Genomic DNA, 23372 nt, shown 5'->3' with positions numbered 1-23372 from the left:
CATCGGACGCGCCTTCGGTCGCACTCACCAGCCGAGCCAGTCCGGCCGGCGCGGCAGGGTAATGGTCGTCACCGGCTCCAGCTTCATCGTGCCGGCCTGCATCAGCTCGGTGACGCTGCCCTGGCTGGTGTCGCCGGTGACGCGGGCGCGGTAGAGCGCGACGCTGAGCTGGCCACGATGATCCTCCGCGGTGAAGTTGGAGGGGGAGCAGAGCCCGTCGAAGCCCTGCGGCACCCAGTCCTTCCGGGCGTAGAAGCCGTTGCGGATGCGCTCGCCGGTGATCTGCCCGCCTTCGGAGGCGGTCTGCATCGCCTCCACCATCAGCATGGCGGAGCAGATGCCGGCGAGGTAGTGCACGGGGCGATAGGCGGTGCCGGCGCTGTCCGAGATGCGGCTGATCGCCTGCGCCAGCGTCATGCCAGGCGCGTTCGCGCCCCAGACGGCGGCGGTACGCACGGGGAAGACCACGCCATTCGCCGCGGCGCCGGCGGCCTTCATGGCATTCTCATCCATGCCCCAGACATTGCCGAGGAACTGCACATCGACGCCCGCCGTCTGGCAGGCGCGCAGAACGGAGATGTTGGAGCCGGCGGTGTTGCCGAGATAGGCGTAATTGGCGCCCTGATTCTTCAAGGTCAGGCATTGCGCGGTGTAGTCGCCCGGCGTCAGGGCGAAGACGATGGCCGGCAGCACCTCGAAGCCCAGCTCGGCGGCCAGCGCCTCGCCGGCCGCCTTGGGCGAGTTCGGATAGGGGTGGTTGCCGCCCATATGGACGTATTTCGGCCGGCCGGGGCGGCCCTTCGCCTTCCAGTCCTCGGCGGCCCATTGCAGCATGGCGCGCAGCGCATCCGAATAGGATGGGCCGTAGAAGAAATTGTAGCCGGTGGCCTCGACGCCCGGGCGGCCGGACTTGCCGGCGGCATCGGTCAGCGCGGCGGAATAGGAGCCGGACACATAGGGGATGCGGTCGCGCGTCACGAAGCGCACCAGCGCTTCCGTATCCGCCGTGCCCCAGCCCATGATGCCGACGACGCGGTCGCGGCTCCAGGCCTGGTACTGGCTGACGGAGCGCGGCGCCTGGTAGCCGTAATCGAAAGCCAGGACATTCACCTGCCGGCCGGAGATGCCGTTGCGGGTGCGGTTCACCCAGGCGAAGGTGTCGTTGACGCCCTGGGCGAAGGGCGTGCCGACATCGCTGGTGGCGCCGGAGAGATCCATGAGATGGCCCATCGGGATGGGCTGCGCCGCCGCCGGCAGCGCGAGGCCCGCCATGGCGGCCAGGCCGTAGAGGATGCGACGCAGCGACATTCTTAGGTTCCTCCGGGGTGTTTCAGTGCGAGAACGGATAGAGCTTCCAATACGCCTTGATCAACCGCCAGCGATGGGCGAGGCCGTCCGGCTCGAAGATCAGGAAGAGGATGATGGCGGCGCCGACCGCCATTTCCCGCAGAAAGGAGATGGAGGCGCCGAGCTTCAGCGCACGGTCGATGGCGCCACCGGCCAGCGCATCGGCGCCGGCCTGCACCACCTCCGGCAGCAGCACCATGAAGGCGGCACCCATCAGACTGCCCATCACGCTGCCGAGGCCGCCGATGATGACCATGCCGAGGAATTGGATGGAGAAGAGGATGTTGAACGCCTCGACGCTGACGAAGAGCAGGTAGTGGGCGTAGAGGGCGCCGGCGATGCCAGCATAGAAGCTGGCAATGCCGAAGGAGAGGGTGCGGTAATAGGCGAGGTTGATGCCCATCATCTCGGCGCTGAGGTAGTGGTCTCGCACGGCGATCAGCGCGCGGCCATCCCGCGTGCGCAGCAAATTGGCGGCGCCGAGATACATGAGGATGATCCAGGCGAGGACGACATAAAGAAAACTCTCCTCGCGGTCCGCGACCCAGCCGAAGAGGGCGAAGGGCTCGGTGATGCGGCCGGCGACGCCGCCGGTGAACCACTGCGCCCGGGCGAAGAAATCCTCCAGGATGAATTGCGCGGCGAGCGTCGCGATGGCGAGGTAGAGGCCCTTCAGCCGTGCCGCCGGGGCGCCGAAGACCAGGCCGATGAGCGCGGTGGCGATGCCCGCCAACGGAATGCAGAGAGCCACGGGGATGTGCCAGGCCTCATGCGCATAGGCGCTGGCGAAGGCGCCGAAGCCGAAGAAGGCGGCATGGCCGATGCTGATCTGTCCGGTGAAGCCGACCAGGATGTTCAGCCCCAAGGCGGCGATGCCCATGATGCCGATATTGATCAGCAGGCCGAGCTCATAGCGGCCGAGGGCAAGCGGCGCGGCCGCCACCAGCGCCAGGCCGAGCCAGAGCGCGAGGCGGCTGCCCCGCGTCGGGAAGATGGTCATGTCGGCACGGTAGGAGGTACGGAAATCCCCCGCGGGCGTCAGCGTGGCCATCAGACGCGCTCGATATTTTTTGTGCCGAACAACCCGTAGGGCTTGATCAGCAGGATGAGGATGAGGGCGTAGAAGGGCGCGACGCCATACATGTTGCCCCAGTTCAGCCAATTGGCGTCGAGATACTGCGCCCAATTCTCCAGCAGCCCGACGATGAGGCCGCCCAGCACCGCCCCCACCACGCTGTCCAGCCCGCCGAGGATGACCGCCGGGAAGACCTTGATGCCGTAGAAGGAGAGCGCGGAGGAGACGCCGTTCACCACCCCCACCACCACGCCGGCCAGCGCCGAGACCATGGCGGAAATCGCCCAGGACATGGCGAAGACACGCGGGACGGAAATGCCGAGCGATTGCGCGACCTGCTGGTCGAAGGCCGTGGCCCGCATGGCGAGGCCGTGCTTGGACAGGGTGAAGAACCAGGCGAAGCCCAGCATGATGAGGAGGGAGATGCCGAGGCTGAGCAGATAGACGCTCTGCACCTGCAGCCCGAGGACGCTCACCTGCTCCGCATGGAAGATCGGCGGAAAGGGCTTGGCGAAAACTCCAAAAATCCACTTCATCAGCGCCTGGAAGAAGATGCCGAGGCCGATCGTCGCCATGATGACGCTGATCACCGGCTCCCCGATCAGTGGCCGCAGCACCACCACCTGCAGGATCATGCCGAAGGCGGTCATGAAGGCGAGGGTGACGAGGAAGCCGAGCCAGAAGGGAAGCTGCCAGTCGGTCAGCAGCCACCAGCAGACCCAGGCGCCGACCAGCAGGAACTCCCCTTGGGCGAAGTTTACCACCTGGCTGGCCTTGTAGATCAGCACGAAGCTCATCGCGACCACGCCGTAGAGGGCGCCGACGATCAGGCCGTTGAGGGTGAGCTGCAGCAGCAGGGCGCTGTCCATCCGATCTACTCCGCCGCCATCGCCATGGGTTCGCGCAGCGAGACCACCCGCAGCGTGGTCCGGATGCGCTGCTTCGTGCCGTCCTGGAAGGCGATGGTGGTGTCCACCGGGATGGCGGACTCGCCGCGATAGATCGCCTCGATGATGTCGCCGTACTTGGCGTTGATGACGCCGCGACGGATCTTGCGGGTGCGGGTCAGCTCCTCGTCATCCGCGTCCAGCTCCTTGTACAGCAGCAGGAAGTCGCGGATGCGCTGGGGGGGCGGCAGGGAGGCGTTCACCTTCTCCACCTCCGCCCGCAGCAGGGCCAGCACCTGCTCCCGCGCCGAAAGATCGGTGTAGGTGGTGAAGGCGATGCGGTTGCGCTCCGCCCATTTGCTGACGATGGGGAAGCGGATGCAGAGCATGGCGGCGAGGTGCGGGCGGCCATCGCCCAGCACCACGGCTTCCGCGACGTAAGGGCTGAATTTCAGCTTGTTCTCGATGTATTGCGGGCTGAAGCGGTCGCCGCCGCTGGTGGTGGCGATGTCCTTGATGCGGTCGATCACCACCAGATGGCCGCGCGCATCGAAATAGCCGGCATCGCCGGTATGCAGCCAGCCATCGCGCAGGTCGCCGGTCTCCGACACGCCGAAATAGCCGCTGAACATGTTGGGGTGGCGGGTGACGATCTCTCCGAGGCCGTTCTGGTCCGGGTTGTCGATGCGGGTCTCGATCTCGTCCGTGAAGGCGACGCCGACCGTGTCCTGGTTCACGTCATCGGCGCGATGCACGGTGTAGGCGCCGAGCGTCTCGGTCTGGCCGTAGATCTGCCGCAGCGGCACGCCCATGGCCTGGAAGAAGCGGAAGGTGTCCGGCCCCAGCGCCGCGCCACCAGTGGCCGCGGAGCGGAGATTGGTGAAGCCGAGCCGGTCGCGCAGCGCGCGGAACAGCAGCGCATCGGCGCGGGCGGAGCGCTGCCCCTTCTCCAGCGCCGCCAGCCCCCACTGCATGCCGAGGTCATAGAGGCGGCGCTTCAGCGGGCTGGCATCCATCACCCTGGCGCGCACCTCGGCGGCGATCGCCTCCCAGACGCGCGGGGCAAACAGCACGAAGCTCGGGCCGATCTCGCGGAAATCGGCCATCATCGTCTCCGGCTCCTCGACGAAGTTCACCTTCATCCGGGCGATGAGGCCCCAGCCGAGGACGTAGATCTGCTCCATGATCCAGGGCAGCGGCAGGACGGAGACATATTCATCCGCCGCGCTCTTGGGGTCGGCAAGCAGATAGGCCTCGCAATGCCGGATCAGCGCGCCGCCGGTCAGCATGGCGAGCTTCGGCCGCGCCGTGGTGCCGGAGGTGGTGCAGAGGATCGCCACCTCCTCGCCCCGCGTCGCCGCCACCATCGTCGCCCAGGCGCCGGGCTCGGCCGCCTGCGCCGCCTCGCCGCGGGCCAGCAGCTCGCTCAGCGGCAGCAGGCGGGGGTCCTCGTGCTTGCGCATGCCGCGCGGGTCGCAATAGATGATGTGGGACAGGGACGGGGCGCGCTCGCCCATCGCCAGCAGCTTGTCCACCTGCTCCTCATCCTCGGCGATCACCGCCTTCGTGCCGCTGAAGCTGAGGAGATAGGCTACCTCCTCCTCCAGCGCGTCGCGGTAGATGCCGAGGCTGCGGGCGCGGATGGCATGCGCCGCGATCTCGCCCATCACCCAGTCCGGCCGGTTGTCGCCGATCAGCCCCACCACATCGCCGGCGCCGAGGCCAAGTCCGCGCAGCCCGAGCGCAATAGCCCGCGTCCGCGCCTCCGCCTCGGCCCAGGTGAGGCTGCGCCAGATGCCGTATTCCTTCTCGCGATAGGCGATCTCCGCGCCATGCTCGGCGGCGTTGCGCCGCAGCAACTTCGGCAGGGTGTCGGGCGCAGCATTGCCGGTCCGATTCAGCTCTCCGCGCCCTTCGGCGCTGCGACCATCGGACCGGGTCATGCCGTCACCGGCTCATCCACGTCGCGCACCACCTCATCGGCCTCGCCCAGATAGGCGCGCTTCACATGCGGGTCCGCCAGGACGGCATCCGGCGCCCCCTCGGCGATCTTGCGGCCGAAATCCAGCACCATGACGCGGTGGGAGATGTCCATCACCACGCCCATGTCGTGCTCGATCATCAGCACGGTCATGCCCCATTCCTCGTTCAGGTCGAGGATGAAGCGGGCCATGTCCTCCTTTTCCTCGAGGTTCATCCCGGCCATCGGCTCGTCCAGCAGGATCAGCTTGGGGCGCAGCGCGACGGCGCGGGCCAGCTCCACCCGCTTGCGCAGCCCGTAGCTCAGCGTGCCGGCGGGGGCCTTCCGCACATGCTGGATTTCGAGGAAGTCGATGATCTCCTCGACCTCGCGCCGATGCGCGATCTCCTCGCGCTGCGCGCCGCCCAGCCACCAGACCATGCCGGGCAGGAAGCCGCGCCGCAGCAGGTGATGGCGGCCGACCATGATGTTGTCGAGCACGCTCATATGGCCGAACAGCGCCAGGTTCTGAAACGTCCGGCCAATCCCTAGGGCGGCGCGCCTGCGCACCGGCACCCGGGTGATCTCGCTGCCGTCGAACCAGATGCCGCCCTCGGTCGGGCGGTAGCGGCCGGAGATGCAATTGACCATGGAGGTCTTGCCGGCGCCGTTCGGGCCGATGATGGAGAAGACCTCGCCCTGGCGGATGGCGAAGGAGACCTCCGTCAGCGCCCGCACCCCGCCGAAGCGCAAGGAAACGTTCCGCGCTTCCAGGATGGGCGCGGTCTCAGCCATGGCGTGGATTGTCGGCATGCGGCGCTCGGACCTGCACCTTCCCTCCCCTTCCGCGCGGCCTTTCCGGCCATCACGGCTAAACGAACATACGTTTGTTTTCCGGTTGACCGCAAGCACCAAGCACGGCCAGTTTCCCGCCTGGAGCGCGGCCGGTTCGCCAAGGCCTGCCGGCCGCGCTCCAGGCATTCGTTTGGGTGCGCGATTCACGCCTCCGGTGAGGCCACCTCCAGCGATCGCGCTTTGCGGAGCGACCATGGCACGGATCACCGGATCGAATGGCGAGCGCACGGCGGAGGCCATCCGCCAGGCCGCCATCCGGCTGATCCACCGCCAGGGCTTCGCCGCCATGAATCTGCGGGAGCTGGCGGCCGAGGTCGGCATCCAGCCCGGCTCCCTCTACAACCATATCCAGACCAAGCAGGGCCTGCTCTTCGAGCTGATGCAGGAGCATATGCAGGACCTGCTCTCGGCCATGGAAGCGGCCCTGGCCGCGGCGCCGGCCGAGCCCATGGCGCAGCTCCGCGCCTTCCTCGCCCAGCACGTGCTCTACCATCTGGAGCGGAAGCAGGAGGTCTATATCGCCAACTTCGAGTTGCGGGCGCTGGAGAAGGCCAATGCCGAGCCCATCCTCGCCATGCGCCGCGCCTATGAGAACCGGCTGATCGGGCTGCTGGAAGAAGGCGCGCGGGCGGGGAAGCTGCAGGTGGCGGATACGCGCATCGCCGCCTATGCGCTGCTGGCGATGCTGACGGGCGTATGCACTTGGTACCGGCCCGGCGGCAGGCTGAGCCCTGAGGAGATCGTGGCGCAGCATCTGGAGCTGGCCTTGAACGGGGTGTCCGCCGCGGCGTTCGAGTGCGACACCACGGTCCTGCCGGCAACGCTGGGCCAGGCGTAGCGCCCACGGGCTGGCCCATCCCGGCCGGGGCGAGCCTGACGGCTCAACGCGCGGGCCCGAAACTCACACCGGGGTGCGGCGCCAGATCCTGGCCCCGGCGGGGGTTGGCGGCACTGCCGCCAACGGGGGCAGCGCCCCCAGCCCTACCCCGTCGCCTCCGCCACCTCCTCCCGCAGGCGCAGCGCCAGCACCGGGTCATCGGTGGCGATGACGTCCAGGCCCAGGGCAAAGCCGGCGCAGATCGTCTCCCGGTCATTCGCCGCCCAGGCGCCGACGCCCAGCCCCGCCTCGCGGAATTCCCGCATCGCCACCCCGTCCAGTTCGCCGATCGGCAGGCCGATCTCGGTGGCGCCGCAGCGCCGCGCCAGGGCGATGGCGCCCGCCGCGCCCATGCCGCGCCAGGGCCGCGCCTCGATCAGCAGCACCAGACCGGCGAAGCCGCCGGCGTCGGCGGCCTCCGCCACGGTCTGGGGCTGGAAGCTCATCAACACGGTGCGCGGGCGCAGCAGGGCGGCGTCCAGCACCGGCAGGCAGGCGGGCACCACACCGGGATAGGGCCGGCCCTCGGCATCCGGCTTGATCTCCAGCCGCAGCACCCGGTCGGTGGCGCGCAGCAGCGCCACCACCTGCTCCAGGCTCGGCAGGCTTTCGCCCCCCGTGCCCTTCACCCGCACCTGGCGCAGCGCCGCGCGGTCCAGCGCATGCAGCCGGCCATGGTGGTCCGTGGTGCGGTCCAGCAGCGCGTCGTGGTGCACCATCGGCACGCCATCGGCCGAAAGATGCACGTCGAGCTCAAGCTGCTCGGCCGGCAGGGCCAGGGCCTGGCGGAAGGCCAGCAGGCTGTTTTCCGGCCAGAGGAAGGCGCCGCCGCGATGGCTGGCGATCTGGGTCTGGGGCATGGCGTCCCTATAACGGATGGCGGCGGGGTCGGGATGCCCCGGCCCGGGCGCACCGCAGCGGCACGCCGCGGCGGCGCCCCGGGCCATGATGCCCCCGCTTCGGCCCCGCATCACGCCCCGGCCCGCCGGCCGGCCGCGTCACCCGCTGCGCGGCCGCGCCCGGCTCAGGCGGTCGTGCCCCCGGGGCGCCCCGCCGGCCCCGTCACGCCGCCAGCAGCCAGACGGAGAACAGCCCCGCCGCATCCGTCCACATCGCCTTCTCCCGCCAGCCGCCGGCGGCCGCCAGTTCGCGCAGCCGCTCCGGCCGGTATTTGTGGCTGTTCTCGGTATGGATGGTCTCGCCCGCGGCGAAGCGGAACACCCGCCCGCCCAGCCGCACGCTCTGCGCCCGCCGGGAAGCCAGGTGCATCTCCACCCGCTCCGCCGCCGGGTTCCACACCGCGCGGTGGCGGAAGCCGTCCAGCGCGAAATCCGCCCCCGCCTCCCGGTTCAGCCGGGCCAGAAGGTTCAGGTTGAAGGCGGCGGTCACCCCGGCGGCATCGTCATAGGCCGCCTCCAGCACCGATTTCTCCTTCACCAGATCGGCGCCGAGCAGCATCAGCGCCCCCTCCCCCAGGCTCGCCCGGGCCCGCCGCAGGAAGGTCACCGCCTCCTCCGGGGTGAAATTGCCGATGGTGGAACCGGGGAAGAAGCCGAGATGGGTGGCGCTGCCCTCTGCCCTTCCGGCAAGCGCGAAGGCCCGGGTGAAATCCGCCACCACCGGCCGCACCGGCAGGCCGGGGAAGGCGGCGGCCACGCGGGCGGCGGCCGCCTCCAGCCATTCCGGCGCGATGTCCACCGGCAGGTAAGCCACCGGCCGTTCCAGGGCGCGCAGCAATTGCACCGCCTTCACCCCGTCGCCCGGGCCGAATTCCACCACCGCCGCATCGGGGCCGATGGCGCGGGACATCTCGGCGCCGCTCTCCGCCAGGATCTGCATCTCCGTCCGGGTCGGGTAGTATTCCGGCAGGCGGGTGATGGCCTCGAAGAGCCGCGCCCCCTCGGCGTCGTAGAGCCATTTGCAGGGCAGGGTCTTGCGCGGGGCGGAGAGCCCGGCCAGGGCATCGGCCAGCAGGGCGCCACGCTGGGCGGCGGCGGCGTCACGGGCCAGGGCGGTGCTCATGCCAGATCCTCCGCCAGGCGCAGCGTGCTGAATTGCCAGCGTGATTCAGGGGGGAAGAAATTGCGGTAGGGCAGCCGGGCATGGCCGGGCGGCGTCGCCAGGGAGCCGCCGCGCAGCACCATCTGCTGCGCCATGAATTTGCCGTTGTACTCGCCGACCGCGCCCTCCCAGGGGCGGAAGCCGGGATAGGGGCGATAGGCGCTGCCGGTCCATTGCCAGGCGATCCCGGTGGCGGCGGCGAAGCCCGGCAGCACCGCAGCCGCTTCCCATTCCGCCTCGGTCGGCAGGCGGCTTCCGGCCCAGCGGGCATAGGCCTCCGCCTCATACCAGGAGATGTGGCGGACCGGCGCGGCGGGGTCGACGGGGCGCAGCCCGCCCAGGGTGAATTGCCGCCACTCGCCGTCGCGCCGCTCCCAATAGAGCGGCGCCTCCCAGCCCTCGGCGCTGGCGGTGGCCCAGCCGGCGCTCATCCAGAGGGTCGGGGTGCGGTAGCCGCCATCCTCCATGAAGGCGAGCCATTCGCCATTGCTCACCAGCCGGTCGGCGATGCGGTAGCCCTCCAGCCAACATCGATGCCGCGGGGTCTCGCTGTCGAAGGCGAAGCCAGGGCCGGCATGGCCGATCTCCACCAGCCCCTCGGCGCCGACCAGGAACCGGGCCGGGCCGGAAGGCGCGGCCGGCTCCCGCCATGCGGGGTCATAGGCCGGGCGCAGCGGGTTCTGGGCCAGGGCGTGCAGGATGTCGGTCAGCAGCAGCTCCTGGTGCTGCTCCTCATGCTGCAGGCCGAGCTCCACCAGCGGCACGGCCTCCGCCGGCGGGTCGGCCAGCAGCCGCGCCATGGCGGCATCCACATGGGCGCGGTACTCGCCCACCTCGGCGGCCGAGGGCCGGGTCAGCATGCCCCGCTTCGGCCGGGCGTGGCGGGGGCCGGCCGCCTCGTAATAGGAGTTGAACAGGAAGGCGTAATCCTCCTTCAGCCGCCGGTGGCCTGGCAGGTAGGGCAGCAGCAGGAAGGTCTCGAAGAACCAGGTGGTATGGGCCCGGTGCCATTTCGCCGGGCTGGCATCCGGCATGGACTGAATACATTGATCCTCTGGTGAAAGCGGCGCGGCCAGCGCCTCGGTGCGGTCGCGGACCGAGGCGTAGCGCGCGGCCAGGGCCGGGCCCGGGGCGGCCCCGGCTGGGTCGTTCCATTGCATGCCTGGCCTGTCCCCTTCTGAATTGTTTGGCCTGCAAAGCCGGTCAGTGCCGGTGGTTGCAGCCTACGGCGCGCGACCTGCGGAGGTTACGGCGGGCCCGACCGGTCGAGAGGAAAATCGGCGCGCCGCGGCAAATGCCAAGCCCCGGGATGGAGGGCCGGGCCGGGCCGGTCGAAGCATCGGCCCAAGCCTCAGACACAAGCTTCAGACACAAGCTTCAGACGGGGGTCGGAGCCAGGTCCCGGCCCCGGCGGAGATGCAGGGCTGCGGGCACTGCCCGCGACGATTGCCGGCCGAGGCTTGGAGACGAAGCCCCCAACCTGCGTCCGCCCGATCAGGCTCAGCCCCCCAGCGGCAGGATGCGCAGCCGGGGCAGCGGCAGGGCCAGGCGCACCCCTGGCGCCGCGCCACCGCAGAGCGCCGCCCGCGCCTCCGCCGCGGGGCGGCCATCCAGCACCACCACCAGGTCGGGGCTGGCCTCGGCCAGCATCTCCAGGGGCAGCAGCGGCACCCGGCTGCCGGGCAGCACCTGCCCCGGCCCGGCCAGGCCGGGCTGCAGGATGGCCGGCAGCAAATCCGACCCGATGCCGCCGGCCGCCAGCAGCCGCACTGCCGCCGGCCCCGCGCCAAGGCCGAGCGCCAGCCGTCCTTCCCGCCGCATTCCCAGCAGCAGCTCGAACAGCGCCGCCCGGGCTTCCCGCGCCGCGGCCGCGAAGCCGGCGAAAGCCTGGCCGGAGTCGAAGCCGGCCTCCCGCTCCGCCTCCCGCCGCGCCGCGACTTCCGGCCCCTCCGGCTTGCCGCGATCCTCCTGGTGGCAGGCCAGCAGCCGCAGCCTTCCCGAGCCGCGCTGCAGGCCGAACACGGTCAGGCCAAGGCGGTAGAGCAGCAATTCGGCGACGAGCAGGGAGGGCCAGGCCTCCGGCTCCGGCTCCATCAGGTCGAAGCGCAGCCCCTGCACCAGGGCGAGCAGGTCGGGCAGGTCCAGCACCGCGATGCCGCCGGGGGCCAGCAGCTCACGGATCGCCCGCAGGCTGTCCGGGCGGGAGGCAAGCTGGCCGAAAACCTCCCCGGCGAGGAGCAGCACGGGGGGCGGGTGCGCCTCCCGCCAGGCCAGGGCCGCGGCGGCGCCGGAAGGGGCGAGGCTGGGGTCGAAGCCGAAGCGGCGCAACATGGGCAGCCAGCCCGGCCCGGCCTCCTCCAGCACCGTCACCGGCAGGCTGGGATGGAGCTGCAGCCGGGAGATCAGCGTGGCGAGGCCGCGTTCCGTGACCGGGACGGGGGCGGCGGGCAGGCCGTGGCGATGCGCCGGCTGCAGCAGGCCGCAGGCCTCGCATTGCAGGAGTTCCAGGCCGATGGTGGCGACAGGCCCGGCCGCGACGGCGGCCGGCAGCGGGGCGGTGGCAAGGGGCTGAAGGCCGAGATCGAGCAGCCCGGCCCGGATCGGCGTACCGCAGCCGCGGCAGGCGGATGGGAAGGGCCGCGGCAGGGCGTCCCGGCCTTCCCCTCCATCGGCCCGCATGCCGGACCAAGCGCCGCCTGCCACCCGGGCTTCTCCTCCCACGCCTTTGATGGGGAAGGCCGGGAGCGGGAAGAGTGTTGCATTGCGCCGGGCATTTTTGGAGGGCTCCGCCCGCCAGCCCCCGGCAGAGGGCGCTGCCTCCTTGGCGGCGGTGCCGCCAACCTCGCCGGGGCCAGGACCTGGCCCCGGCCCGAGTCTTTGAACCGGCCGACTTAGCGGGGTCCCGGCGGGGCGTGTCCGACGGCAGTGCCCTGGTGGGGTTGGCGGTACTGCGCCAACGGCGCCGAGTCCCGATCACCCCTTTGCGCAATACTCTCCCCAGGCCCGTCGCAGCCCCTGCCCCAGGCTGCGCCCGAAGCGCGGCGCATCCGCCAGCGGCGAGGCCGCCACCTTCCCCCGCAGCCCCGCCCGCAGGGCCGCCAGCGCCGCCACATCCCGCGCCCGGGCGATGGCCAGGGCCACGTAGTCCTCCTCGGAAAAGGCCGCCCAGCCTTCCAGGCCGATATTGGAGAGGTGGCTGAAGGCATGCCGGCCGGCGAAGCTGTCCCCCACCAGGGTCAGCACCGGCACGCCCATCCACAGCGCCTCGCAGGCCGTCAGCCCGCCGGTATAGGGGAAAGGGTCCAGGGCGATGTCGATGCCGCCATAGGCGGCGAGCAGCTCGCGATGCGGCACGCCGCCCGCCGCCCGCACGCGGTCCGGCGGCAGCCCGGCTTCCGCCATGCGGGCGAACAGCGCCTCCCGCGCCGCGGCATCGCCCAGCACATGGGTGCGCAATTCCAGCCGCGCCTCCGGCAGCGCCGCCAGGATGCGCGCCCAGCAGCGCAGCACCGCCGGCGTCACCTTGGCCAGGTTGTTGAAGCAGCCGAAGGTCACCCCCTGCCCGCTGGCTGCCGGCAAGGGCGTCACCGCCGGCGCATAGGGCGGCGGGGCGTAGCAGACATAGCCATCCGGCAGGCGGAGCAACCGTTCGGAGTAGAAGCGCTCGAAGCCTTCCGGCGTCTCCCAGCGATCGGTCAGCATCCAATCGACGCAGGGCAGGCCGGTGGTGGAGAATTGCGCCCCCACCCATTTCACCTGCACCGGCGCGGGACGGTGGTTCAGCACGAAGATGCGGCCGCTTTCGCCATAGCCGCCGAGATCGATCAGGATGTCGATGGCATCGGCGGCGATGGTGGCGGCGATCTCGGCATCGCCGGCATGCTGCACATCCCGCCAGCCGGCGCAGCAGGCGCGGAAGCGGGCGGAGAGCATGTCCTCCCGCGGCTTCAGCGCGTAGCCGTAAAGGGCGAATTCCTCGGGCGGCAGGTTCTCCACCCCGCCGATGGTCAGCCACCCCACCGGATGCCGGCCGAAGCCGCCGGAGAGCAGCCCGACACGCAGCCGCCGGCCCGGGTCGCGGTTCCGCGCCGGGCGCGGCGTCGCCAAGGGGGCGGCCCTGGGGGCGGCCAAGGGGGCTGGGCCGCCGAGCTTCGCCGCAATCGCCCGGCCACACGCCAGCAGCGACGCGGCATGCCCTTCCCGCGGATGGTAGGGCAGCACGGCGATGCGGTTGACCAGCGCCAGCACCCCGCCCTCCGGCACCGCCGCGTCGGCGGAGGCCAGCGCCTCCTCCTGCCGGCCGACGGCGTTCAGCGCCAGGGCGCGGTTCATCATCAGGGCGGGCTGAGGGCCGAATTCGCTGACGGCGTCCTCCAGCACGCGCAGCATCCGGGCGCTCTTCCCGTCCCGCCAATAGAGCGTCGCCAGGCGGTTGCGCAGCTCGGCATCGGTGGGACGGGCGGCGATGGCGGCGCGCAGCATCGGCTCCGCTTCCTGTCGCCGTCCCACCTCGGCCAAGGCGCCGCCGAGCAGGGCGAGGATCTCCGGCTGGTCCGGCGCCAGCAGTTCCGCCGTCTGCAACTCGGCCAGGGCAGCGGCCGGCTGGCCAGCCAGGCCGTGCAGCCTCGCGGCAGCGAGCGGCCAGCCGGCGGCGAAAGGGTCGGCGGCGGCGCGCGCCGCGATCTCGGCCAGCGCTGCCTCCATCGGCAGGCGGGCCAGCAGCGCCTCCGCATAAAGGCGGGCGGCGACGGCATGGGCGGGGCGCTGGGCCAGCACGGCGGCGGCGCCGGCAGCGGCCGCCTCCGCCTGGCCGAGCGCCAGGGCGATGCGGGCGGCGGCAAGCTCCAGCTCCGGCTCCGCCGGATCGGCCTGGCGGGCCCGGGCGATCAGCCCGGCGGCGGCGCCATGGCGCCCGCCCGCTTCCTCCAGCGCCGCCAGGGCGGCGAGGGCGGTGACATGGGCCGGGTCGCGGCTCAGCGTGGCGAGGAAGAGCGCCTCCGCCCGGCCCGTCTCGCCGCGCAGCCCGGCGATGGTGCCGAGGCGGAAGAGCGGCTCCGGATGGCCCGGCAGGGCGGTGGCGGCGCGTTCCAGCGCGGCGGCGGCCTCGCCCAGCCGGCCGAGCTGCATCAGCGCCAGGCCGCGGTTGAGCGCGGCATAGCCGCCCCCCTCCCCGGCCGCCTCGGCGGCTTCCAGCAGCGGCAGGGCGGCTTCGGGCGTGCCGCGCGCCAGGGCGAGCAGGGCGGCGCGGTAGCGCGGCGCCTCGGCCGCCTTCGGGTCATCGGCTGCCCGGCCCGTGGCGGGGCCGGACCCTGCCACGGGCTGGGCGGAACCTGGCAGAAGCCGGGATAGCCCGGCGCGCGACCCCAGCCGCCCGGCGGGGCCATCGGCGCCAGGCCCCGCGATGCCGGCCTCGGCGGTGCCAGTCCCGGCGACACTGGCCGCGGCCACGCCCGCCCTCAGGGCACCGGCCTCGGCGGCATCAGCCCCGGTGACACCGGTCGCAGCCATGCCCGCCGCCATAGCGCCGGCTTCGACGGCATCAGCCTCGGTGACACTGCCCGCGGCCACGCCCACCCTCAGGGCCTCGGCGGCGCCGGCCTCAATGGCGAGCGACACGGGCCGCCACCAGCAGACCTTCCACCACCCCATCCGCCTCGCGCCGCAGCGCTTCTTCCTGCCATTCCACCACCTCCAGCCCGGCAGTGGCCAGGGCAGCGGCGAGGTAGTCCGGGGCGTGGCGGAAGCGACCATTCTGCCCGAGCTGCCATTGCGCGCCGGGCGGCGCCGCCTCCACGTTGAACAGCAGCAGCCCGTCCGGGGCGAGGCAGGCGCGGCAGGCGGCGAGCAGCCTCTCCAGGCTGCCGAAATAGCAGAGGACATCGGCGGCGGTGATCAGCGCCTGGGGCGGCCGGGGCCGGGCCAGGGCGGCACCCAGCTCCGCCTCCTCCAGCCTGCTGTAGACGCCCTTGGCGGCGGCTTCGTCCAGCATGCGGCGGGAGAGGTCCACGCCGGTCAGCGCCTCCCCGATCAGGTCGCAGAGGGCGGCGCCGACCAGCCCGGTGCCGCAGCCGAGATCAAGCGCCGGGCCGAGCCGAGCGGTGCCTGCCGCCACCGCCGGCAGCAGCCTTTCCACCTGCCGCCGCATCAGCCCCGGCACGCGGTAGCCCAGCTCGATCAGCGAGGCCTCGAAGCGCGGGGCGTAGCCGTCGAAGAGGGTGCGGATATAGGCGTCCGCGGCGCGTTCCGGCACCACCGCCGCCTCCCCGCCCAGGGCGGCGGCGAGATGGGCGAGGTAGGGATTCTCCGGCGCCAGCCGGGCGGCGGCCTGCAGGTGGCGGGCGGCGCCCGCGGTATCCGCCTCGGCGATCAGCGCATGGGCGAGGACGCTGTGCAGCGCGGCTTCCGAAAGGCCGCGGGCGAGCGCCGCGCGGGCCAGGGCGATGGCGCCGGGCGGGTCGCCGGCGACCAGGCGGTTCTGCGCCTCCAGCGCGGCCGCGCCCGGCAGATCCGGGTGACGGGCGACGCAATGGCCGAGCAGTTCCGCCGCCGCCTCATGCCGCTTCGCCAGCATGAAGGCATGGCCGAGGCGGAGCTGCACCAGCGGGTCCTCCGGCCGCGCCTGGAAGGCCGCGCCGAGGAAGAAGATCGCCTCGTCGAAGCGGCCGCGCTCGGCGAGGATATTGCCGAGGGCGAGCTTGGCGCCGGGATCGGCCGGCACCGCCATCACCGCCGCGGCGGCATCGTCGATCGCCTGGTCCAGCCGGCCGCAGGCCTGGCGGGCATGGGCGCGGAGCAGCAGGGCGGGCGCGGCGGCGGCGGGCGGGGTGGCGGGCGGGGTGGCGGGCGGCGCCGGCCCGGCCAGCAAGGCGAGGGCGGTGTCCGCCGCCTGCTCCGCCGCCACGGCACGGCGCAGGCCGAGCAGCGCCTCGGCCCGCAGCAGGGCGGCGCCGGCTTCCTCGCCCGGCAGGCGTTCCAGCCGGTCCAGCAGCGGCAGCGCCTCTTCCGGGCGGCGCTGGCGGAGCAGGGTGCGGGCGCGGCCGGCGAGGCGGCCGGCCAAGGGTTCGGGCATGGGCTCCGGGGTGAGGCTGTCGCTCGGCATGGCGGGGCTCAGCGCCAGAGGGCCGCGGCGAAATGGTCGTTCATCTCGGCGATGAAGGCGAAGTCCGGCGCCTCGCCCTCGCATTCCCGGATCACCACCAGGGCGACGCTGGCGATCTGGGCGCGCAGCTCCGGCGGCAGGGAGTTGGTGGGATCCAGCACGGCGCGGTGGACGGCGGTCCAGAGGCGGCGATTGTCGGCGGCGGCGCGGGCGCGGGCGAGCGGGCCGGGGCCCGCTTCCAGCTCGCGGATCGAGCGGGTGGCGCGGGCGAAGACCTCGGCCTCCATCTGCTTGGAGGAGAGGCGGCGGCGATAGGCGGCGGCGCCCGAGGAACCGGGCTGGGCGGAAGTGACGGCGCCGAAGAAGGCGGAGGTGTCGATGACATTGGACATGCGGTGCGGTCCTTCCTGGGGTTCGGTATCCCTGCCGCCGGCGGCTCGACCGGGGATCGGGAGCCTTGCGGGGCGGGGCACCGGCCGGCCTCCTGCCGACCTCGCCTGCTGCCGTGGCCGGGACGCCTGCGGCGCTGCCCGTCGCGCGGCCTGCCTGGAGCGTGATCGGCTGCGGTCGATTCGACCGGAACCGTGAGTCACGCGACCCAACGATGAGCCGGAGCGGGACGGGTGAGCGAGGCTCAACCGGGCCCGCTCTAGCGGAACAGGTTCAACAGGGTCTGCGGCGCCTGGTTGGCGATGCTCAGCGCCTGGGTGCCGAGCTGCTGGCGGATCTGCAGCGCCTGCAGCTTCGCCGATTCCTTCGCCAGGTCGGCGTCCACCAGGGCGCCGAGGCCGCCTTCCTGGGCGTCGATCTTCGCCTTGTTGTAGTCGATCTTGGTGGTGATGTAGTTGGAGTAGCTGCCGAAATTGTTGAGCTGCGTCAGCGTCGTGGCGATCGTGCTGGTCAGCACGCCGGTCGTCGTCAGCGCCGCCGCGGCGCTGCCCGCGGTGTAGGTATTGAAGGTCGAGATGGCGTTGAAGATGCTGGTCAGCCCGTCGAAGCCGGTGATGGTGTAGCGGTCGCCCTCGGCATTGGTGATGACATCGACCGCCGCATTGGTGCCGTCCGCGACATTCATGCCGTTATAGTTGGCATCGTTGATGAAGGATTTGATGTTGTTGGTGATTTCCTTCACCGAGGCCTGATACTGCGTGCGCTGCTCATCAGTGAGGGTGCCGTCGGCGAGCTTCACCGTCAGCGTCTTCAGCGATTGCAGCGAGGTGGAGACGTTCTCGAGCGCCGCGTTGGTGACGTCGAGCAGGCCTTTCGCGCCGCCGAGCTGTTCATTCGCCGAGATGGTGCCGGCGATGTCGCCGCGGACGCGCTCCGCCACCGCGAAGGCCGCGCCGTCATCCTGCGCATCGGCCACGCGGTAGCCGGTGGAGATGCGCTTCTGCGTGGCTTCCAATTCGGTGGTCGTGCGGTTGAGCGACTGCAGCGCCACCTTGGCGCCGATATTCGTGTTGACCGAGTTCAAGGGCATATCGGGTTTTCCTCCGATGCACGGTCCCAGGTCGTCCGGGACCACCCGCAAGTCTGACGGGTTGGGGTGAAAGGGAGGTTAAAGTGGCGGCCAAATCACACGCCGCCGCGCCGCAGCCAGGCGGCGCCCCGGCACCCCCGGCCCGGCGATCCGCCCGGCCGCAGGACGGATCATCGCCCGGGCACCGGGGCGTTCCTGAACATCCCGCCGCGGGGCGCGCGACGGCGGCAGCCTCCCGCCACGGCACCCGTCCGGCGGCGGCGCAACGCAGCCCGCGGGCATGCATCGGCGCCACGCGGCCGCGTACCCGGACCGGCCACCCGGCAAGGCGGCCGCCGCCGCTGGCCCGGCGGCCGCCGCACCGCCAGCCATCCGGCCGGCTCCGGCTCCGGCTCCGGCTCCGGCTCCGGCTCAGCCGAAAACCAGAAAGGCCAGCTCCGCCAACCCCCAGAACCCGGCCAGGGAGAGCATGCCGACCAGCGATGCCTCCTGCACGGGGCCGAGACCCGTGCCGCGGACGGCCCGCCGCGGCCGCAAGGGCGGCATCGGGATGACGAGATGGGCATGTGCCGAGAGGCTGCGGTTCGACATGCCCCGACTAGAACAAAACCGAACCCTTGCGCAAGGGTTAATGTGCGTCATTTGTTCACGGTGGGCAAGGCGGCGCTGCCCGCCGGCAGGCCGGCCCTAATCCTTCGGCAGCCTGATGCCGCTCAGCGCCTGATAGGCGCGGATGACGAAGCCATCATCCTTGCCGCCATGGCCCAGCGCGCTGGCCGCGGTGAAGAGCTGCTGCGCCTGGGCGGCGAGCAGCGCCGGGAAGCCCTCTGCCCGCGCCAGCTCCGTCACCAGGCCGAGATCCTTGACGAAGATGTCGACGGCCGAGCGCGGCGTCTCGTCGCCGTTCAGCACATGGCGCATGCGGTTCTCGAACATCCAGGAATTGCCGGCGGCGCCGGTGACGACGCCGTAGAGCGTCTCCGGGTCGAGGCCGGCCTTGATGCCGAGCGCCATGGCCTCCGCCGCCGCGGCGATGTGCACGCCGGCGAGGAGCTGGTGCACCACCTTCATGGTGGCGCCGAGGCCGGGCTCCTCGCCGAGGTCCCAGACCTTCTTCGCGATCGCCTGCAGGACGGGCGCGGCCTTCGCCTTGGCGGCGGCGCTGCCGGCGGCCATGACGGTCATCGCCCCGGCCCGGGCGCCGGCGGCGCCGCCGGAGACGGGGGCGTCGAGGTAGAGGAATTGCCGGGCTTCCGCTTCCGCCGCCAGGGCGCGGGCATCGGCCGGGGACATGGTGGAGGAGACGATGAGCACCGCGCCGGGGGCGAGGCGCGGCGCGGCGCCGAGCGGGCCGAACAGCGCCTCCCGCGCCTGGGCGGCGTTCACCACCAGCACGAGGACGGCCTCGGCGCCGGGCGGCAGCTCCGCCCCGCTGGCGGCGGGCAGGCCGCCGGCGGCGGCGAATTCGGCGCGGGCGGCATCGCGCAGATCCACACCGGCGACGGAGAGGCCCTCCGCCTTCACCAGGTTCAGGGCGGCGCCCATGCCCATGCTGCCGAGACCGATGACCGCGACCTGCATCCGATGCTCCCTCCCCCGCCCTGCGGGGGAGGGCCGGGGTGGGGGTGGCCCCCTGCCCTGCCGCCGCCGCGTGGCGCATGCACCCCCACCCTAACCCTCCCCCGCGAGGCGGGGGAGGGATGCGGTGCCCTGCCCCGCGGCAGGCGGGAGAGGATGCAAGGCCCCTCCCGCAATGGCCGGAGGGAACGCGCAACCCGCCTGCGCTGCGCCGGAGGGGACCCGGCCCTCGCCACGGAGGGCGCGGAAGGGGGCACAACACCCCCGCCCCTGCGCGAGGGGCGACGCGGCCGGTGCCGCCCGGCTATGCTGCGGTCAGGAGGAACATCCATGAACCTGCATCGGATGCTGGCCGCCCGCGCGGCGGCAGGGCGGCCCGTGACCGTCGGCGTCATCGGCGCCGGCAAATTCGGCTCCATGTTCCTGGCCATGGCGGCGCGCAGCCCGGGGCTGCACGTGGCGTGCATCGCCGACCTCGCTTTGCCCCGCGCCCGGGCGGCGCTGGAACGCGTGGGCTGGCCGGCGGAACGCTACGGCGCCGCCAGCCTGGACGCCGCCTTCACCGCCCGCGGCACCTGGCTGACGGAGGACAGCGCTGCGCTGATCCTCGACCCGCGCATCGAGGTGGTGGTGGAGTGCACCGGCCATCCCGCCGCCGGCCTCCGCCATGCGCTGACGGCGATCGCGGCCGGCAAGCACATCGTCATGGTGAATGTGGAGGCGGATGTGCTGGCCGGGCCGCTGCTGGCGGAGAAGGCGCGCGCCGCCGGCGTGGTGTATTCCATGGCCTATGGCGACCAGCCGGCCCTGGTCTGCGAGATGGTGGATACGCTGCGGGCCGAGGGCTTCACCGTGGTCGCGGCCGGCAAGGGCACCAAGTACCTGCCGGAATACCATGCCAGCACGCCGGCCACCGTCTGGGGCCATTACGGGCTGACGGAGGAGCAGGCGCGGCTCGGCGGGATGAACCCGCAGATGTTCAACTCCTTCCTCGACGGCACGAAATCGGCGATCGAGATGGCGGCGATCGCCAATGCCACGGGGCTGGCGCCGCCGGAGGACGGGCTGGCCTTCCCACCCTGCGGGGTGCAGGACCTGCCGCGGGTGTTCGCCGGCAGCACGGGAAGGGTGGAGGTGATCTCCTCGCTGGAGCGGGACGGCAGGCCGGTGGTCGGCGACCTGCGCTGGGGCGTCTATGCGGTGTTCGAGGGCGAGACCGACTACGTCCGCCGCTGCTTCGCCGAATACGGCGTCGCGACCGATCCCTCCGGCCGCTATGCCGCGCTGTGGCGGCCCTACCACTTCATCGGGCTGGAGCTGGGGATTTCCGTGGCCAGCGCGGCGCTGCGGCAGGAGCCGACGGGCTGCGCCGAGAGCTGGCGCGGCGACGTGGCGGCGACGGCGAAGCGGGACCTGGCGCCGGGCGAGGTGCTGGACGGCGAGGGCGGGGCCATGGTGTGGGGCAAATGCATCCCCGCCGCGCGGTCCCTGGCGCTGGGCGCGCTGCCCATCGGGCTGGCGCATGGCGTGACGCTGAAGCGGGCGGTGAAGGCAGGGGCCATCCTCTCCTACGCCGATGTGGCGCTGGACGAGGCGGCGGAGGCGGTGCGGCTGCGACGGGCGATGGAAGCAGCGGCGGCGCCGGCGAAGGCGGCGGAGTGACGATCGGGGGCTTTGCCCCATCGAACGCATGCGTTCGATCCCCACCGGGGACCGGACCGGTCCCCGGACCCCGGTCCGAGTTTCGCGCGCGACGGTTCGACGGGGCCGGCTGCATTCCGCCTAGACTGGCGGCCTTCCGATGGAGGCTGCCACCATGTCCGAGTCCACTGCCCTGAAGGTCGCGCTCGTCACCGGCGCCTCGCGTGGCATCGGCCATGCCATCGCGCTGGCGCTGGCGGTGCGCGGCTTCGCACTGTTCCTGGCGGCGGAGGGCACGGCGGAGGAGCTGGCCGAGGCCGCCACCGCCTGCCGCACCGCCGGCGCGCCGGACGCGGCGGAGGCGATCTTCGACCTGGCGAAGGAAGGCGCGGCGGAGGCGATGGTGGCGGCGGCGCTGGCGCGCTTCGGCCGGCTGGACGTGCTGGTGAACAATGCCGGCATCCGTTGCCGCAAGCCCTTCGGCAGCTTCACCAGGGGCGAGTTCCGCATGCTGATGGCCGTCGACCTGGAAGCCGCCTTCTTCGCCAGCCAGGCAGCGCTGCCGGCGATGCGGCGGCAGGGCGGCGGGCGCATCATCCATATCGCCAGCCAGATGGGGCGGGTGGCGGCGGAGGAGAACGCGCTCTATGGCGCGGCCAAGGCGGCGCTGCTGCAACTGACGCGCAACATGGCCTTCGAGCTGGCGAAGGAGGGGATCGTGGTGAACTCCGTCAGCCCCGGCCCGATCGCCACGCAGTACAATATCGAGAGCTATGGCCGGGTGCCGGGGCGGACGGAGCTGATGACCGCCCGCGTGCCGGCGGGGCGGTTCGGACAGCCGGAGGAGGTGGCCGAGGCGGTTGCCTTCCTGGCCACCTGCGAGACCGGCTTCATCCAGGGGCATGACCTGCTGATCGACGGCGGATACTCGATCCACTGAGCAGGTGCCGGTGGAAGAAGGTGCAATTCCGTGCCTTCGACGGCGTCGAGGCGATCTATCGCCTGGGCCATGGTGCCGTTTGCGAGTCAGGGGCGTAGTAGCCGCGCTTCGCGCGGTGCGGCGAAGCCGCACCCTCGACTCGCAAACGGCACCACGGCGTGGGCCTGAGGTGCGCTCGACGGTGTCGAGCGCGCTGGAGGCGCGCCCGGACGGAACGTCGGTTGCCGTGCGGGCTGCACGGTTTCGGCGCGGCATTCGCCTCCGGTGGCGTGGCGAAGCCGTGGCGCAGCGGGGCAGGCCCGGCTGCAACCCCCGCTGCCACCATGCGGCCGGCATCAGCGGCGGCGGCGTCCGCGGCAGGCCGCGCCCGCACGCACGCCCCGGCTGCGGCGCGCCATCCGCCGCAGATGGCGCGGCGCAGGTTGCATGGCCCGGCAGCAGCGCGCCGCGGCGGAGCTGCGCCCCGGCGACCACCTGCGATCAGGCCGCCTGCTCCAGCGTCGGCGCGACGTCCGCGACGGTCGTGCGGTGCAGGTCGCGCACCTGGGTCGCGTCGTAGCGGCGGGCGCGGTGCATGGTGACGCGGTTGTCCCACACCACCAGGTCATGCGGCCGCCAGACATGCGCATGGACGAATTCGCGCTGCGTCGCATGCTCCGTCAGGTCGCGCAGCAGGGCGCGGGCTTCCGGCACCGGCCAGCCCTGAATCGCGCCGGCATGGGCGGAGAGGAAGAGCGACAGCCGCCCGGTGCGCGGATGCCGCCGCACCAGGCGCTGCGGCACGGGCTGCCATTTCGCCACCTCTTCCGGGGTGAAATCGGTGAAGCCGAGGATGCCGCGGGAGAAGAGCTGGCTGTGTTCCGTGACCAGGTCGCGCACCAGCGCCTTGGTCTCGGCGTCCAGCGCGTCCCAGGCGGCGCGCATATCGGCAAATTCGGTGTTGCCGCCGCTGCCGGGGACGACGCGCGCGGAGAGCAGGGAATACTTCGCCGGCGTCGGCTTGAAGCTGCTGTCGGAATGCCAGAGCATGTTGCCCAGGCTGAACAGCCGCTTGCGGTCGTCGCGCGCCATCACCTTGCCGCTGCGCTCCAGGTTGGAGATGTCGTTCACCTCCACGGGGAGGCGGCGTGCCTCGCCCTGCACGATATCGCCGGTGGCGGTTTCCAGCGGGCCGAAATGCCGGCTGAAGGCGAGCTGCTGCTGGTCGTCGATGTCCTGGTCGTGGAAGACCAGCACGCCGAAGCGGTCCATGCCCGCCTCGATCGCCACGGCCTCGGCGGCGGTGATGCCCTGGCGCAGATCGACGCCGGAGACCTCTCCGACGAAGTCCGGGCGTGCGGGGTTGATGGGGTTAATTGCAAGGGTCATTGGGGTTTCCTCCGGGTTCCGGATTTTGGCCCGGCTTGCCGCGGAGATGCCAGAGCAATATCCGACCGGCCTGCTCGCCGCCGGCTGGCTAACCGGCGTGGCGATGCGCGCCATCGGCTTCCGGGCAGGCGGTACGAAGCGCGTCCGGGTATCGGCGCGGCCCGCCGACCGTTGCGGCGTTGCCCCGGCATGGACCTGCCGGCC

General features: G+C 72.0%; 19 protein-coding genes. 3 read left to right on the top strand and 16 right to left on the bottom strand.

Annotated elements, in window-relative coordinates; genetic code table 11:
• Positions 1-24 precede the first annotated feature (24 nt).
• Genes E5N76_RS00545 through E5N76_RS00525 form a run of 5 tightly spaced genes read right to left on the bottom strand, consistent with a single transcriptional unit; the run spans position 25 to position 6064 of the window.
• Positions 25-1308, bottom strand: coding sequence for an ABC transporter substrate-binding protein (locus tag E5N76_RS00545; protein WP_149535347.1), 1284 nt, complete (start codon positions 1306-1308; stop codon positions 25-27).
• A gap of 22 nt (positions 1309-1330) precedes the next feature.
• On the bottom strand, positions 1331-2398 hold the full coding sequence (locus tag E5N76_RS00540) for a branched-chain amino acid ABC transporter permease (protein WP_149535346.1): 1068 nt from the start codon (positions 2396-2398) through the stop codon (positions 1331-1333).
• Positions 2398-3291 carry a branched-chain amino acid ABC transporter permease gene (locus E5N76_RS00535; RefSeq protein WP_149535345.1) on the bottom strand — a complete coding sequence of 298 codons (894 nt, stop codon included), beginning with the start codon at positions 3289-3291 and terminating at the stop codon, positions 2398-2400. Before E5N76_RS00535 ends, E5N76_RS00540 begins: the two co-directional genes overlap by 1 nt.
• Positions 3292-3296: 5 nt before the next feature.
• Positions 3297-5252, bottom strand: a complete 1956-nt coding sequence (locus E5N76_RS00530; protein ID WP_149535344.1) for an AMP-binding protein — start codon at positions 5250-5252, stop codon at positions 3297-3299.
• Positions 5249-6064, bottom strand: coding sequence for an ABC transporter ATP-binding protein (locus tag E5N76_RS00525; protein WP_149535343.1), 816 nt, complete (start codon positions 6062-6064; stop codon positions 5249-5251). Before E5N76_RS00525 ends, E5N76_RS00530 begins: the two co-directional genes overlap by 4 nt.
• 253 nt (positions 6065-6317) lie before the next feature.
• Between E5N76_RS00525 and E5N76_RS00520 the strand changes: the two genes are divergently transcribed.
• Positions 6318-6962, top strand: a complete 645-nt coding sequence (locus tag E5N76_RS00520; protein ID WP_149535342.1) for a TetR/AcrR family transcriptional regulator — start codon at positions 6318-6320, stop codon at positions 6960-6962.
• Between the two features lie 143 nt (positions 6963-7105).
• Here the strand turns inward: E5N76_RS00520 and E5N76_RS00515 are convergent, their stop codons facing one another.
• From E5N76_RS00515 to ltnD, 10 genes are all read right to left on the bottom strand, one after another.
• Positions 7106-7861 (bottom strand): glycerophosphodiester phosphodiesterase, encoded by a 756-nt coding sequence (locus E5N76_RS00515; RefSeq protein ID WP_187829886.1) that lies wholly within the window; start codon positions 7859-7861, stop codon positions 7106-7108.
• A gap of 202 nt (positions 7862-8063) precedes the next feature.
• A complete protein-coding gene (gene egtD, locus E5N76_RS29275; RefSeq protein WP_187829885.1) occupies positions 8064-9023 on the bottom strand; it encodes an L-histidine N(alpha)-methyltransferase in 960 nt (319 codons plus the stop codon).
• Positions 9020-10222, bottom strand: coding sequence for an ergothioneine biosynthesis protein EgtB (gene egtB, locus E5N76_RS29270; protein ID WP_187829884.1), 1203 nt, complete (start codon positions 10220-10222; stop codon positions 9020-9022). Before egtB ends, egtD begins: the two co-directional genes overlap by 4 nt.
• Before the next feature lie 340 nt (positions 10223-10562).
• Positions 10563-11765, bottom strand: coding sequence for a hypothetical protein (locus tag E5N76_RS00505; RefSeq protein WP_149535340.1), 1203 nt, complete (start codon positions 11763-11765; stop codon positions 10563-10565).
• Between the two features lie 270 nt (positions 11766-12035).
• Entirely contained in the window at positions 12036-14378 is a 2343-nt protein-coding gene (locus tag E5N76_RS00500; RefSeq protein WP_187829883.1) for an O-linked N-acetylglucosamine transferase, SPINDLY family protein, read from the bottom strand.
• 283 nt (positions 14379-14661) lie between these two features.
• Positions 14662-16161, bottom strand: a complete 1500-nt coding sequence (locus E5N76_RS00495) for a methyltransferase domain-containing protein (protein ID WP_149535338.1) — start codon at positions 16159-16161, stop codon at positions 14662-14664.
• 8 nt (positions 16162-16169) lie between these two features.
• Positions 16170-16553, bottom strand: a complete 384-nt coding sequence (locus E5N76_RS00490; protein ID WP_149535337.1) for a flagellar biosynthesis regulator FlaF — start codon at positions 16551-16553, stop codon at positions 16170-16172.
• Positions 16554-16810: 257 nt separating this feature from the next.
• Positions 16811-17641, bottom strand: a complete 831-nt coding sequence (locus E5N76_RS00485) for a flagellin (RefSeq protein WP_149535336.1) — start codon at positions 17639-17641, stop codon at positions 16811-16813.
• Positions 17642-18052: 411 nt separating this feature from the next.
• Positions 18053-18232 carry a hypothetical protein gene (locus tag E5N76_RS29265; RefSeq protein ID WP_187829882.1) on the bottom strand — a complete coding sequence of 60 codons (180 nt, stop codon included), beginning with the start codon at positions 18230-18232 and terminating at the stop codon, positions 18053-18055.
• Between the two features lie 96 nt (positions 18233-18328).
• Positions 18329-19222: an L-threonate dehydrogenase gene (ltnD, locus tag E5N76_RS00480; RefSeq protein WP_149535335.1), complete on the bottom strand. Its 894-nt coding sequence runs from the start codon at positions 19220-19222 to the stop codon at positions 18329-18331.
• Positions 19223-19549: 327 nt separating this feature from the next.
• On the opposite strand from ltnD, the gene E5N76_RS00475 reads away from it, so the two are divergent.
• Together E5N76_RS00475 and E5N76_RS00470 are read left to right on the top strand one after the other, a co-directional pair.
• Positions 19550-20881, top strand: a complete 1332-nt coding sequence (locus E5N76_RS00475) for an NAD(P)H-dependent oxidoreductase (RefSeq protein WP_149535334.1) — start codon at positions 19550-19552, stop codon at positions 20879-20881.
• Positions 20882-21035: 154 nt separating this feature from the next.
• On the top strand, positions 21036-21800 hold the full coding sequence (locus tag E5N76_RS00470; RefSeq protein ID WP_187829881.1) for an SDR family NAD(P)-dependent oxidoreductase: 765 nt from the start codon (positions 21036-21038) through the stop codon (positions 21798-21800).
• 480 nt (positions 21801-22280) lie between these two features.
• Here the strand turns inward: E5N76_RS00470 and E5N76_RS00465 are convergent, their stop codons facing one another.
• Positions 22281-23168 (bottom strand): TauD/TfdA dioxygenase family protein, encoded by an 888-nt coding sequence (locus tag E5N76_RS00465; RefSeq protein WP_149535332.1) that lies wholly within the window; start codon positions 23166-23168, stop codon positions 22281-22283.
• Positions 23169-23372 lie beyond the last annotated feature (204 nt).

Origin of the sequence: Siccirubricoccus phaeus (assembly GCF_008360935.1) — a bacterium.
In the GTDB taxonomy this organism is placed as follows: domain Bacteria; phylum Pseudomonadota; class Alphaproteobacteria; order Acetobacterales; family Acetobacteraceae; genus Siccirubricoccus; species Siccirubricoccus phaeus.
Note: the sequence above shows the minus strand (reverse complement) of the source record. Positions and strands in the feature narration are given on the sequence as shown.

Excerpts from the sequence above, each read along its gene's own strand:
- E5N76_RS00545 (WP_149535347.1), bottom strand. The coding sequence starts at position 1,308 with ATGTCGCTGCGTCGCATCCTCTACGGCCTGGCCGCCATGGCGGGCCTC.
- E5N76_RS00540 (WP_149535346.1), bottom strand. The coding sequence starts at position 2,398 with ATGGCCACGCTGACGCCCGCGGGGGATTTCCGTACCTCCTACCGTGCC.
- E5N76_RS00535 (WP_149535345.1), bottom strand. The coding sequence starts at position 3,291 with ATGGACAGCGCCCTGCTGCTGCAGCTCACCCTCAACGGCCTGATCGTC.
- E5N76_RS00530 (WP_149535344.1), bottom strand. The coding sequence starts at position 5,252 with ATGACCCGGTCCGATGGTCGCAGCGCCGAAGGGCGCGGAGAGCTGAAT.
- E5N76_RS00525 (WP_149535343.1), bottom strand. The coding sequence starts at position 6,064 with ATGGCTGAGACCGCGCCCATCCTGGAAGCGCGGAACGTTTCCTTGCGC.
- E5N76_RS00520 (WP_149535342.1), top strand. The coding sequence starts at position 6,318 with ATGGCACGGATCACCGGATCGAATGGCGAGCGCACGGCGGAGGCCATC.
- E5N76_RS00515 (WP_187829886.1), bottom strand. The coding sequence starts at position 7,861 with ATGCCCCAGACCCAGATCGCCAGCCATCGCGGCGGCGCCTTCCTCTGG.
- egtD (WP_187829885.1), bottom strand. The coding sequence starts at position 9,023 with ATGAGCACCGCCCTGGCCCGTGACGCCGCCGCCGCCCAGCGTGGCGCC.
- egtB (WP_187829884.1), bottom strand. The coding sequence starts at position 10,222 with ATGCAATGGAACGACCCAGCCGGGGCCGCCCCGGGCCCGGCCCTGGCC.
- E5N76_RS00495 (WP_149535338.1), bottom strand. The coding sequence starts at position 16,161 with ATGCCGAGCGACAGCCTCACCCCGGAGCCCATGCCCGAACCCTTGGCC.
- E5N76_RS00490 (WP_149535337.1), bottom strand. The coding sequence starts at position 16,553 with ATGTCCAATGTCATCGACACCTCCGCCTTCTTCGGCGCCGTCACTTCC.
- E5N76_RS00485 (WP_149535336.1), bottom strand. The coding sequence starts at position 17,641 with ATGCCCTTGAACTCGGTCAACACGAATATCGGCGCCAAGGTGGCGCTG.
- E5N76_RS29265 (WP_187829882.1), bottom strand. The coding sequence starts at position 18,232 with ATGTCGAACCGCAGCCTCTCGGCACATGCCCATCTCGTCATCCCGATG.
- ltnD (WP_149535335.1), bottom strand. The coding sequence starts at position 19,222 with ATGCAGGTCGCGGTCATCGGTCTCGGCAGCATGGGCATGGGCGCCGCC.
- E5N76_RS00475 (WP_149535334.1), top strand. The coding sequence starts at position 19,550 with ATGAACCTGCATCGGATGCTGGCCGCCCGCGCGGCGGCAGGGCGGCCC.
- E5N76_RS00470 (WP_187829881.1), top strand. The coding sequence starts at position 21,036 with ATGTCCGAGTCCACTGCCCTGAAGGTCGCGCTCGTCACCGGCGCCTCG.
- E5N76_RS00465 (WP_149535332.1), bottom strand. The coding sequence starts at position 23,168 with ATGACCCTTGCAATTAACCCCATCAACCCCGCACGCCCGGACTTCGTC.